The following is a 12,020-nucleotide window of genomic DNA, read 5'->3' as shown; positions in this document are numbered from 1 at the left end:
CCGGGTCGGAGGCCGCGTGCCTCGGCCGTAGGCCGGCAGACGAAAACCGCCGCCCCGGAAGTCCGGGGCGGCGGTACGTTTCTTCACTTGGCGCGCGAGGTTAGATCTCCTCGTGCGTCACGGCGCGGCGGGCGTCGGAGTCCAGCACGCCCCAGCTGATCAGCTGCTCGGTCAGCACCGAGGGCGACTGGTCGTAGATCACGGCCAGGGTGCGCAGGTCGTCCTGGCGGATCGAGAGGACCTTGCCGTTGTAGTCGCCGCGCTGGCTCTGGATCGTGGCGGCGTAGCGCTGCAGCGGGCCGGCCTTCTCCTGCGGGACATGGGCGAGGCGCTCCAGGTCGAGCACCAGCTTCGGCGGCGGCTCGGCCGCGCCGCCCGGTGTCGTGCCCGGCAGAAGCTCCTGCACCGGGACGCCGTAGAAGTCCGCCAGCTCGGCGAGGCGCTGTACGGTCACGGCACGGTCGCCGCGCTCGTACGAACCCACTACCACGGCCTTCCAGCGGCCCTGGGACTTCTCCTCGACGCCGTGGAGGGAGAGGCCCTGCTGGGTACGGATGGCGCGGAGCTTTGCCCCGAGCTGTTTGGCGTATTCGCTGGACATAAGGCTCCCCAGACGGCTGTATCGACATGCGGCTCCGCCGCGTGGTGGTAACTCCCTGTGAGGTTACGCAGCGTAATCTGACTTCGTCAAGCGGAATGGGCCAGACCATCACCCGTCAGGGGTGCGGGCGGGTCCTGAAGGGGCTCCTGCTAACCTGACTGCGTTATTCCGACGTCCTTTAAGGTCCGTCCCGTGAGGCGGAGAAGGAGGTCCGTTTCGTATGGACGCAAACAGTTCCGACTCGGGAGTCGAACTCCCGGCGCGACCGGTGCTCGAAGGGCCGGACATCACGCGCATGCTCACCCGCATCGCCCACGAGATCGTCGAGCGCGCCAAGGGCGCGGACGACGTGGTGCTGCTGGGAATCCCCACCCGCGGTGTCTTCCTCGCCCGGCGGCTGGCCGCCAAGCTGGCGGAGATCACCGGCCGGACGATCCCGGTGGGCTCGCTCGACATCACGATGTACCGCGACGACCTGCGCCTGGGCCCCGCCCGCACGCTCGCCCGCACGGACATCCCCGGTGACGGCATCGAGGGCCGGCTCGTCCTGCTCGTCGACGACGTCCTGTTCTCCGGCCGCACGATCCGTGCCGCCCTGGACGCCCTGGGCGACATCGGCCGCCCGCGCGCCGTCCAGCTCGCGGTCCTCGTCGACCGCGGCCACCGCGAACTGCCGATCCGCGCCGACTACGTGGGCAAGAACCTCCCCACGTCGCTGCGGGAGACGGTCAAGGTCCAGCTCACCGAGGAGGACGGCCGGGACGCCGTGCTGCTCGGCGTCAAGGACACCGCCCCGGCCGGCGAGCGCTAGCGCACCGCGCACGGACCCGGTGACCCCGGGCCCGCAGGCATGCCCGCTCAACGGACATTCCCGTACACCTCCCTCACTCACGGAGAAAACCGGATGAAGCGTCACCTCATCTCGGCCGCCGACCTCACGCGCGACGACGCCGTCCTGATCCTCGACACCGCCGAGGAGATGGCCCGGGTCGCCGACCGGCCGATCAAGAAGCTTCCCACCCTGCGCGGACGCACGGTCTGCAACCTCTTCTTCGAGGACTCCACCCGGACCCGGATCTCCTTCGAGGCCGCCGAGAAGCGGCTCTCCGCGGACGTCATCAACTTCGCCGCCAAGGGATCCAGCGTCTCCAAGGGCGAATCCCTCAAGGACACCGCCCAGACCCTGGAGGCGATGGGCGTCGACGCCGTCGTCATACGGCACAGCGCCTCCGGCGCCCCCTACCGGCTCGCCACCTCCGGATGGATCGACGCTCCCGTCATCAACGCCGGCGACGGCACCCACCAGCACCCCACCCAGGCCCTGCTCGACGCCTTCACCATGCGGCGCCGGCTCATCGGCCCGGACGCCGGGCTGGGCCAGGACCTGAGCGGGCGGCGCATCACCCTCGTCGGCGACGTGCTGCACAGCCGCGTCGCGCGCTCGAACGTCGACCTCCTGCACACCCTCGGCGCCGAGGTCACCCTCGTCGCCCCGCCCACCCTGGTGCCGGTCGGCGTCGAGACCTGGCCGTGCGAGGTGTCCTACGACCTCGACCGCGTGCTGCCGAAGTCCGACGCCGTGATGATGCTGAGGGTGCAGCGCGAGCGGATGAACGCCGCCTTCTTCCCGACCGAGCGCGAGTACTCGCGCCGCTACGGCCTGGACGGCGAGCGGATGGCGCGGATGCCCGAGCACGCCATCGTGATGCACCCCGGCCCGATGGTCCGCGGCATGGAGATCACCGCCGAGGTCGCCGACTCCGACCGCTGCACGGTCGTCGAGCAGGTGGCCAACGGCGTCTCCATCCGCATGGCCGTCCTGTACCTGCTGCTCGGCGGCAACGAGCCCGCCGTCACCCACACCCGTACCGAGGAGAAGTAAGAACATGAGCAAGATCCTGATCCGTGGTGCGAAGGTGCTCGGCGGCGAGGCCCAGGACGTCCTGATCGACGGCGAGACCATCGAGGCCGTCGGCAACGGGCTGTCCGCCGAGGGCGCCGACGTCGTCGAGGCCGAGGGTAAGATCCTCCTGCCGGGCCTCGTCGACCTGCACACCCACCTGCGCGAGCCGGGCCGTGAGGACTCCGAGACCGTCCTGACCGGCACCCGGGCGGCCGCCTCCGGCGGCTACACCGCCGTGTTCGCCATGGCCAACACCTTCCCCGTCGCCGACACCGCCGGCGTCGTCGAGCAGGTCTACCGCCTCGGCCAGGAGCACGGCTACTGCGATGTGCAGCCCATCGGCGCGGTCACCGTCGGCCTGGAGGGCAGCAAGCTCGCCGAGCTGGGCGCCATGCACGAGTCCGCCGCCGGGGTCACCGTCTTCTCCGACGACGGCAAGTGCGTGCACGACGCCGTGATCATGCGCCGGGCCCTGGAGTACGTGAAGGCCTTCGGCGGCGTCGTCGCGCAGCACGCCCAGGAGCCGCGGCTCACCGAGGGCGCCCAGATGAACGAGGGCGTGGTCTCGGCGGAGCTGGGGCTCGGCGGCTGGCCTGCGGTGGCCGAAGAATCGATCATCGCCCGGGATGTCCTGCTCGCCGAGCACGTCGGCTCCCGCGTGCACATCTGCCACCTGTCGACCGCCGGGTCCGTCGAGATCGTCCGCTGGGCCAAGTCCCGCGGGATCGACGTGACCGCCGAGGTCACGCCGCACCACCTGCTCCTCACCGACGAGATGGTGCGCACCTACAACCCCGTCTACAAGGTCAACCCGCCGCTGCGCACCGAGCGCGACGTGATGGCCCTGCGCGAGGCCCTCGCCGACGGCACGATCGACATCGTCGCGACCGACCACGCCCCGCACCCGCACGAGGACAAGGACTGCGAGTGGGCCGCGGCCGCCATGGGCATGGTCGGCCTGGAGACCGCGCTGTCGGTCGTGCAGCGGACGATGGTCGAGACCGGCCTGCTGACCTGGGCGGACGTCGCGGACCGGATGTCCTACGCGCCCGCGCGGATCGGGCAGGCCAAGGGCCACGGCCGCCCCATCTCGGCTGGTGAGCCGGCCAACCTCACCCTGGTCGATTCCGCTTACCGTGGAGAGGTGGACCCCGCGGGCTTCGCCTCGCGCAGCCGCAACACCCCTTACGAGGGCCGTGAGCTGCCGGGGCGTATCACCCACACCTTCCTGCGGGGCCGCGCAACGCTCGTCGACGGGAAGCTGGCGTGACTCCTCCACTCATCCGACTGGCCCAAGCGCCGCAGTCCGCGCCGGTCACCGACTGGGCCGCACGGATCGGCTGGGTCATCGGCCTGCTGGTCTTCGTGGCCTTCGTCTACTGGCTGATGCGGCAGGGCTGGAAGTGGCGCGGCACGCTCCAGGGCGATCTGCCCGAGCTCCCGTCCACCCCGGCCGACCCGGGCGAGCCCCGGCTGAAGCTCAGCGGCCGCTACCACGGATCCACCACGGCCGGGCAGTGGCTCGACCGGATCGTCGCGCGCGGCCTGGGCACCCGTAGCCGCGCCGAGCTGACCCTGACCGACCAGGGCCTGGACGTCGTACGGCCGGGCGCCGCGGACTTCTTCGTGCCGGCCGACGCGCTGCGCGGCGCCCGCCTCGACAAGGGCATCGCCGGCAAGGTCCTCACCGAGGGCGGACTGCTGATCGTCACCTGGCAGCACGGCGACCGGCGGATCGACTCCGGTTTCCGCTCCGACCGGGCGGGCGAGCACCCCGCCTGGGTCGAGGCCATCAACGCACTGAGCACCACCACCGAGCACACCGAAACGGAAGGCGCACGATGACGACCTCCACCAGGGGGACCGCCAAGATCCCCGCCGTACTCGTCCTGGAGGACGGCCGCACCTTCCGCGGCCGTGCCTACGGGGCCGTGGGGGAGACCTTCGGCGAAGCGGTGTTCTCCACCGGCATGACCGGCTATCAGGAGACGCTGACCGACCCCTCGTACCACCGCCAGGTCGTCGTCATGACCGCCCCGCACATCGGCAACACCGGTGTGAACGACGAGGACCCCGAGTCGCAGCGGATCTGGGTCTCCGGCTACGTCGTCCGCGACCCCGCCCGCATCCCGTCCAACTGGCGCTCGGTGCGCTCCCTGGACGACGAGCTGGTGGCCCAGGGCGTCGTCGGCATCAGCGGCATCGACACCCGCGCGCTCACCCGCCATCTGCGCGAGCGCGGTGCGATGCGGGTCGGCATCTTCTCCGGCGAGGCGCTGCCCGACGCGGGCGTCATGCTCGCCAAGGTGCGCCAGGCCCCCGAGATGCAGGGCGCCGACCTGTCCACGCAGGTCGCCACCAAGGAGGCGTACGTCGTCCCGGCCATCGGGACGAAGAAGTTCACCGTCGCCGCGATCGACCTGGGCATCAAGGGCATGACCCCGCACCGCATGGCCGAGCGCGGCATCGAGGTGCACGTCCTGCCCGCCACCGCCACCGTCGAGGACGTCTACGCGGTCGCACCGGACGGCGTGTTCTTCTCCAACGGCCCCGGCGACCCGGCCACCGCCGACCACCCCGTCTCCGTCATGCGCGGCGTGCTGGAGCGCAAGACGCCGCTGTTCGGCATCTGCTTCGGCAACCAGATCCTGGGCCGCGCGCTGGGCTTCGGCACCTACAAGCTCAAGTACGGGCACCGCGGCATCAACCAGCCGGTGCAGGACCGTACGACCGGCAAGGTCGAGGTCACCGCGCACAACCACGGATTCGCCGTCGACGCCCCGCTCGACAAGGTTTCCGACACCCCCTTCGGCCGCGCCGAGGTCTCCCACGTCTGCCTCAATGACAACGTGGTGGAGGGCCTCCAGCTGCTCGACCAGCCGGCCTTCAGTGTCCAGTACCACCCCGAAGCCGCCGCGGGTCCGCACGACGCCGCGTACCTCTTCGACCGCTTCGTATCCCTGATGGAGGGCCAGCGTGCCTAAGCGCACCGATATCCAGTCCGTCCTGGTCATCGGCTCCGGCCCGATCGTCATCGGCCAGGCCGCCGAGTTCGACTACTCCGGTACCCAGGCCTGCCGGGTCCTCAAGTCCGAGGGCCTGCGCGTCATCCTGGTGAACTCCAACCCGGCGACGATCATGACCGACCCGGAGATCGCCGACGCCACCTACGTCGAGCCGATCACCCCGGACTTCGTCGAGAAGATCATCGCCAAGGAGCGCCCCGACGCGCTGCTGCCCACCCTGGGCGGCCAGACCGCGCTGAACACCGCGATCTCCATGCACGAGCAGGGTGTCCTGGAGAAGTACGGCGTCGAGCTCATCGGCGCCAACGTCGAGGCGATCAACAAGGGCGAGGACCGCGACCTCTTCAAGGACGTCGTCGAGGAGGTCCGCAAGAAGATCGGGCACGGCGAGTCCGCCCGGTCCGTCATCTGCCACTCCATGGACGACGTGCTGAAGGGTGTCGACACCCTCGGCGGGTACCCCGTCGTCGTCCGCCCCTCCTTCACCATGGGCGGCGCCGGCTCCGGCTTCGCCCACAACGAGGAGGAGCTGCGCCGCATCGCCGGGCAGGGCCTGACGCTCTCTCCCACCACCGAGGTGCTCCTGGAGGAGTCCATCCTCGGCTGGAAGGAGTACGAGCTGGAGCTGATGCGCGACAAGAACGACAACGTCGTGGTCGTCTGCTCCATCGAGAACTTCGACCCGATGGGCGTGCACACCGGTGACTCGATCACCGTCGCCCCGGCGATGACGCTCACGGACCGCGAGTACCAGCGGCTGCGCGACGTCGGCATCGCGATCATCCGTGAGGTCGGCGTCGACACCGGCGGCTGCAACATCCAGTTCGCGGTGAACCCCGACGACGGCCGCATCATCGTCATCGAGATGAACCCGCGGGTCTCGCGCTCCTCGGCCCTGGCCTCCAAGGCCACCGGCTTCCCGATCGCGAAGATCGCCGCCCGGCTCGCCGTCGGCTACACCCTCGACGAGATCCCCAACGACATCACCGAGAAGACCCCGGCGTCCTTCGAGCCGACACTCGACTACGTCGTCGTCAAGGTGCCGCGCTTCGCCTTCGAGAAGTTCCCGGCCGCCGACGCCACGCTGACCACGACCATGAAGTCGGTGGGCGAGGCGATGGCGATCGGCCGCAACTTCCCCGAGGCGCTGCAGAAGGCGCTGCGCTCCCTGGAGAAGAAGGGCAGCCAGTTCGACTTCGTGTCCGCCCCGGGCGCGAAGGCGGAGCTGCTGGAGCTCGCCCAAGTCCCGACCGACGGCCGGATCAACTCCGTCATGGCCGCGATCCGGGCCGGCGCCACCCCACAGGAGGTCTTCGACGCCACGAAGATCGACCCCTGGTTCGTCGACCAGCTCTTCCTGGTCAAGGAGATCGCCGACGAGATCGCCGGCGCCGACAAGCTCGAACCCGAGATCCTTGCGGACGCAAAGCGCCACGGCTTCTCCGACGCCCAGATCGCGGCGATCCGCGGACTGCGCGAGGACGTCGTGCGCGAGGTCCGGCACGCCCTCGGCGTCCGCCCCGTCTACAAGACCGTCGACACCTGCGCCGCCGAGTTCGCCGCGAACACCCCGTACTTCTACTCGTCCTACGACGAGGAGACCGAGGTCGCCCCGCGCGAGAAGCCGGCCGTGATCATCCTCGGCTCCGGCCCCAACCGCATCGGCCAGGGCATCGAGTTCGACTACTCCTGCGTCCACGCCTCCTTCGCGCTCAGCGACGCCGGCTACGAGACCGTGATGGTCAACTGCAACCCGGAGACCGTCTCGACGGACTACGACACCTCCGACCGTCTGTACTTCGAGCCGCTGACGCTCGAGGACGTCCTGGAGATCGTGCACGCCGAGACCCAGGCGGGCCCGGTCGCCGGCGTCATCGTCCAGCTCGGCGGGCAGACCCCGCTGGGCCTGGCGCAGGCGCTCAAGGACAACGGCGTGCCGATCGTCGGCACCTCGCCCGAGGCGATCGACCTCGCCGAGGAGCGCGGCGCCTTCGGCCGGGTGCTGACCGAGGCCGGTCTGCCCGCGCCCAAGTACGGCACCGCCTTCTCCTTCGAGGAGGCCAAGCGGATCGCCACCGAGATCGGCTACCCGGTCATGGTCCGCCCGTCCTACGTGCTGGGCGGCCGCGGCATGGAGATCGTCTACGACGAGCCGTCGCTCGGCGGGTACCTGGAGCGGCACGCGGGGCTGATCTCCGAGCACCCGGTCCTCATCGACCGGTTCCTCGACGACGCCATAGAGATCGACGTCGACGCGCTCTACGACGGCCACGAGCTCTACCTCGGCGGCGTCATGGAGCACATCGAGGAGGCCGGCATCCACTCCGGCGACTCCGCCTGCGCGCTGCCCCCGATCACCCTCGGCGGCTACGACATCAAGCGGCTTCGGGCGTCGACGGAGGCGATCGCCAAGGGCGTGGGCGTCCGCGGCCTGATCAACATCCAGTTCGCGATGGCCGGCGACATCCTGTACGTCCTGGAGGCCAACCCGCGCGCCTCGCGCACCGTGCCCTTCACCTCGAAGGCCACCGCGGTCCCGCTGGCCAAGGCCGCCGCCCGGATCTCGCTCGGCGCCACCATCGCCGAACTGCGCGCGGAGGGCATGCTGCCCAAGAACGGCGACGGCGGCTCCCTGCCGCTGGACGCGCCGATCTCGGTCAAGGAAGCCGTCATGCCCTGGTCGCGGTTCCGGGACGCCTCGGGCCGCGGCGTGGACACCGTCCTCGGCCCCGAGATGCGCTCCACCGGCGAGGTCATGGGCATCGACTCGGTCTTCGGCACGGCGTACGCCAAGTCCCAGACCGGCGCCTACGGGGCGCTGCCCACCAAGGGCCGGGCCTTCGTGTCCGTCGCCAACCGTGACAAGCGCTCGATGATCTTCCCGGCCCGCGAGCTGGTCGCGCACGGCTTCGAGCTGCTCGCCACCTCCGGCACCGCCGAGGTGCTGCGCCGCAACGGCATCAACGCCACCGTGGTGCGCAAGCAGTCCGAGGGCGAGGGCCCCGACGGCCAGAAGACCATCGTCCAGCTGATCCACGACGGCCAGGTCGACCTGATCGTCAACACCCCCTACGGCACCGGCGGCCGGCTCGACGGCTACGACATCCGTACCGCCTCCGTCGCCCGGGGCGTCCCCTGCCTGACCACGGTCCAGGCGCTCGCCGCCGCCGTACAGGGCATCGAAGCGATGGCCCGCGGCGATGTGGGCGTGCGCTCCCTCCAGGAACACGCCGAACATCTCATCGCGGCCCGCGAGGAGTAGGGCACACGAGGGGGACACCGAAGCGGTGTCCCCCTCGTCATGAGCCCCCCGCCCGTCCCTCACCGCGAAAAGGCCCGCCGAACGATGTACCGCCTCTTCTTCCGACTGATTTTCCAGCGCATGGACCCCGAGCAGGCCCACCACCTGGCCTTCCGCTGGATCCGGTACGCCGCGCGCACCCCCGTGCTGCGCACCTTCCTCGCCGCCGCCCTGGCGCCCCGCTACAAGGAGCTGCGCACCGAGGCCCTGGGCCGTCGGATGCACGGGCCCTTCGGCCTGGCCGCCGGCTTCGACAAGAACGCCGTCGCCATCGACGGCATGGCCATGCTCGGCTTCGACCACGTCGAGATCGGCACCGTCACCGCCCAGCCGCAGCCCGGCAACCCCAAGAAGCGCCTCTTCCGGCTCGTGCCGGACCGTGCGCTGATCAACCGCATGGGCTTCAACAACGACGGCTCCGCCTCCGTCGCGGCGCGCCTGGCGGCCCGCAACCCGGTCTTCCCGACGACCCTCGGCGTCAACATCGGCAAGACCAAGATCGTCCCGGAGTCCGAGGCGATCGGCGACTACGTCGCCTCCACCGAGCGGCTCGCCCCGCACGCCGACTACCTGGTCGTCAACGTCTCCTCCCCGAACACCCCGGGACTGCGCAACCTCCAGGCCGTCGAGCACCTGCGCCCGCTGCTGACCGCCGTCCGCGAGGCCGCCGATCGCACGGTCACCGACCGCCGGGTCCCGCTGCTGGTCAAGATCGCCCCGGACCTCGCCGACGCGGACATCGACGCGGTCGCCGACCTCGCCGTCGAGCTGGGCCTGGACGGGATCATCGCCACCAACACCACCATCGCCCGCGAGGGCCTCGGTCTGACCTCCGACCCGAAGGTGATCGCCGAGACCGGGGGCCTGTCCGGCGCGCCCGTCAAGGAGCGCTCCCTGGAGGTGCTGCGCCGCCTCTACGCCCGCGTCGGCGACCGGGTCACCCTGATCGGCGTCGGCGGCATCGAGACCGCCGAGGACGCCTGGCAGCGCATCCTGGCCGGCGCCACGCTGATCCAGGGCTACAGCGCGTTCATCTACCAGGGCCCGTTCTGGTGCCGCGCGATCCACAAGGGGCTCGCCGCGCGGCTGCGCAACAGCCCGTACGCCACCCTCGCCGACGCGGTCGGCGCCGAGCACGAGAAGGTGACCGCATGACCGCCCCTGAGCCCTTCGGCGCACGCCTGCGCCGCGCCATGGACGAGCGCGGCCCGCTGTGCGTCGGCATCGACCCGCACGCCTCCCTGCTGGCCGACTGGGGCCTGAACGACGATGTCGCGGGCCTGGCCCGCTTCACCCGCACCGTCGTCGAGGCGCTCGGCGAGCGGGTCGCGGTCTTCAAGCCGCAGGCGGCGTTCTTCGAGCGCTTCGGCTCGCGCGGCCTCGCCGTCCTGGAGACCGCCGTCGTCGAGGCCCGCGAGCGCGGCGCCCTGGTCGTGATGGACGCCAAGCGCGGCGACATCGGCTCGACCATGGCGGCGTACGCCGAGACCTTCCTGCGCGGCGACTCGCCGCTGTTCTCGGACGCCCTGACGGTCTCCCCGTACCTCGGCTACGGCTCGCTGAAGCCGGCCGTCGACCTGGCGCGGGAGAACGGCTGCGGGCTCTTCGTCCTCGCCCTCACCTCCAATCCGGAGGGCGCGGAGGTCCAGCGGGCGGTGCGCGAGGACGGCCGCACGATCGCCGCGACCATGCTCGGCCACCTCGCCGCCGAGAACGCCGGCGCGGAGCCGATGGGCTCCTTCGGCGCGGTGGTCGGCGCCACGCTCGGCGATCTCTCCTCGTTCGATCTGGCGATCAACGGCCCGCTGCTGGCTCCGGGCATCGGCGCCCAGGGTGCCACCCCCGCCGACCTCCCGACCGTCTTCGGCGACGCGGTGCGCAATGTCGTCCCGAGCGTCAGCCGGGGGGTGCTGCGGCACGGTCCGGACGCCGCGGCGCTGCGCGCGGCGGCGGACCGATTCGCCGGCGAAGTGCGCAGCGCGCTCGGTTAGGGAGCTTCCAGCGGGGACTTTGGTCCCGAATTGTCCTGGTCAGCAGAGTCTGACCAGGACTTTTCGTCTGTTCTCGCTGACTCTGACGCGATCGGCCGCTAGTCTCCGTCGAGAGCACTGCACGTAAGCGCGTTGCTCGTTGCTCCGCAGTTGTGGGGCGACTAGGTTCCACACCGGTCCGTATCCGACAGTTCGACATCCGAGGTGACGTAGGCGTGGCTCTTCCGCCCCTTACCCCTGAACAGCGCGCAGCCGCGCTCGAGAAGGCCGCCGCGGCTCGCCGGGAGCGCGCCGAGGTCAAGAATCGGCTCAAGCACTCCGGTGCATCCCTTCATGAGGTCATCAAGCAGGGCCAGGAGAACGACGTCATCGGCAAGATGAAGGTCTCCGCCCTGCTCGAGTCCCTGCCGGGCGTCGGCAAGGTCCGCGCCAAGCAGATCATGGAGCGACTCGGGATCTCCGAGAGCCGCCGTGTCCGGGGTCTTGGCTCCAACCAGATCGCGTCGCTGGAGCGCGAGTTCGGCAGCACCGCTTCCTGAATTTTCCGGCATCACCGGGAAGCTGGAATAATCGCTGCATGAGTTCTGCAGTCTCCGGGGGGACGACCCCCGCGCCCCCGGCCAGACAACCGCGACTGACCGTGCTCTCCGGCCCCTCCGGGGTCGGCAAGAGCACGGTCGTCGCGCATATGCGCAAGGTCCACCCCGAGGTCTGGCTCTCGGTCTCGGCCACCACCCGCAAGCCGCGGCCCGGGGAGCGGCACGGTGTCCAGTACTTCTTCGTCGACGACGAGGAATTCGACAAGCTGGTCGCCAACGGCGAGCTGCTCGAATGGGCCGAGTTCGCGGGCAACCGCTACGGCACCCCGCGCAAGGCGGTGCTGGACCGCCTGGACTCCGGCGAGCCGGTCCTGCTGGAGATCGACCTGCAGGGCGCCCGCCAGGTCCGCGAGTCCATGGCGGAGGCCCACCTGGTCTTCCTGGCCCCCCCGAGCTGGGACGAGCTGGTCCGCCGGCTGACCGGCCGGGGCACCGAGGCGCCCGAGGTCATCGAGCGCCGGCTGGAGGTCGCCAGGGTCGAGCTGGCCGCGGAGAAGGAGTTCGACGCGACGCTGGTCAACACCTCCGTCGAGGACGTCAGCCGTGAGCTGCTAGCCTTGATGCTGAATCGATCCGAGGAGCCGAACACCGGCGGCTGA

At 70.5% G+C, this 12,020-nt stretch carries 11 protein-coding genes; 10 read left to right on the top strand and 1 reads right to left on the bottom strand.

The genetic code is table 11. From position 1 onward, the window contains the following. Window positions 1-100: 100 nt before the first annotated feature. Window positions 101-601, bottom strand: coding sequence for a transcriptional regulator BldD (bldD, locus tag WAB15_RS08325; RefSeq protein WP_384429091.1), 501 nt, complete (start codon window positions 599-601; stop codon window positions 101-103). Between the two features lie 220 nt (window positions 602-821). Between bldD and pyrR the strand changes: the two genes are divergently transcribed. The 10 genes from pyrR to gmk all read left to right on the top strand — a co-directional run bounded on the left by pyrR (window position 822) and on the right by gmk (window position 12,020). Then, complete coding sequence (gene pyrR, locus WAB15_RS08320; protein ID WP_407285844.1) at window positions 822-1,412, top strand: bifunctional pyr operon transcriptional regulator/uracil phosphoribosyltransferase PyrR; 591 nt, start codon at window positions 822-824, stop codon at window positions 1,410-1,412. A gap of 93 nt (window positions 1,413-1,505) precedes the next feature. Next, window positions 1,506-2,483 carry an aspartate carbamoyltransferase catalytic subunit gene (locus WAB15_RS08315; RefSeq protein WP_399144087.1) on the top strand — a complete coding sequence of 326 codons (978 nt, stop codon included), beginning with the start codon at window positions 1,506-1,508 and terminating at the stop codon, window positions 2,481-2,483. Between the two features lie 4 nt (window positions 2,484-2,487). Beyond that, the gene (locus WAB15_RS08310; RefSeq protein WP_393487934.1) at window positions 2,488-3,774 is read left to right on the top strand and encodes a dihydroorotase; all 1,287 of its coding nucleotides are present in this window, start codon (window positions 2,488-2,490) and stop codon (window positions 3,772-3,774) included. Then, a complete protein-coding gene (locus WAB15_RS08305; RefSeq protein ID WP_399144085.1) occupies window positions 3,771-4,349 on the top strand; it encodes a hypothetical protein in 579 nt (192 codons plus the stop codon). Before WAB15_RS08310 ends, WAB15_RS08305 begins: the two co-directional genes overlap by 4 nt. Next, window positions 4,346-5,488: a glutamine-hydrolyzing carbamoyl-phosphate synthase small subunit gene (carA, locus tag WAB15_RS08300; RefSeq protein WP_407285843.1), complete on the top strand. Its 1,143-nt coding sequence runs from the start codon at window positions 4,346-4,348 to the stop codon at window positions 5,486-5,488. The genes WAB15_RS08305 and carA overlap by 4 nt, the downstream gene beginning before the upstream one ends. Then, window positions 5,481-8,792, top strand: a complete 3,312-nt coding sequence (gene carB, locus WAB15_RS08295) for a carbamoyl-phosphate synthase large subunit (RefSeq protein ID WP_399144083.1) — start codon at window positions 5,481-5,483, stop codon at window positions 8,790-8,792. Before carA ends, carB begins: the two co-directional genes overlap by 8 nt. Window positions 8,793-8,876: 84 nt before the next feature. Then, window positions 8,877-9,986 (top strand): quinone-dependent dihydroorotate dehydrogenase, encoded by a 1,110-nt coding sequence (locus tag WAB15_RS08290; protein ID WP_399144082.1) that lies wholly within the window; start codon window positions 8,877-8,879, stop codon window positions 9,984-9,986. Continuing rightward, window positions 9,983-10,822 (top strand): orotidine-5'-phosphate decarboxylase, encoded by an 840-nt coding sequence (gene pyrF, locus WAB15_RS08285; RefSeq protein ID WP_407285842.1) that lies wholly within the window; start codon window positions 9,983-9,985, stop codon window positions 10,820-10,822. The genes WAB15_RS08290 and pyrF overlap by 4 nt, the downstream gene beginning before the upstream one ends. Window positions 10,823-11,037: 215 nt before the next feature. After that, window positions 11,038-11,361 carry an integration host factor gene (locus WAB15_RS08280; RefSeq protein WP_006607450.1) on the top strand — a complete coding sequence of 108 codons (324 nt, stop codon included), beginning with the start codon at window positions 11,038-11,040 and terminating at the stop codon, window positions 11,359-11,361. A gap of 38 nt (window positions 11,362-11,399) precedes the next feature. Further along, window positions 11,400-12,020, top strand: coding sequence for a guanylate kinase (gene gmk, locus WAB15_RS08275; RefSeq protein ID WP_407285841.1), 621 nt, complete (start codon window positions 11,400-11,402; stop codon window positions 12,018-12,020).

This window comes from Streptomyces sirii (assembly GCF_045690365.1).
GTDB lineage: Bacteria > Actinomycetota > Actinomycetes > Streptomycetales > Streptomycetaceae > Streptomyces > Streptomyces sirii.
Note: the sequence above shows the minus strand (reverse complement) of the source record. Positions and strands in the feature narration are given on the sequence as shown.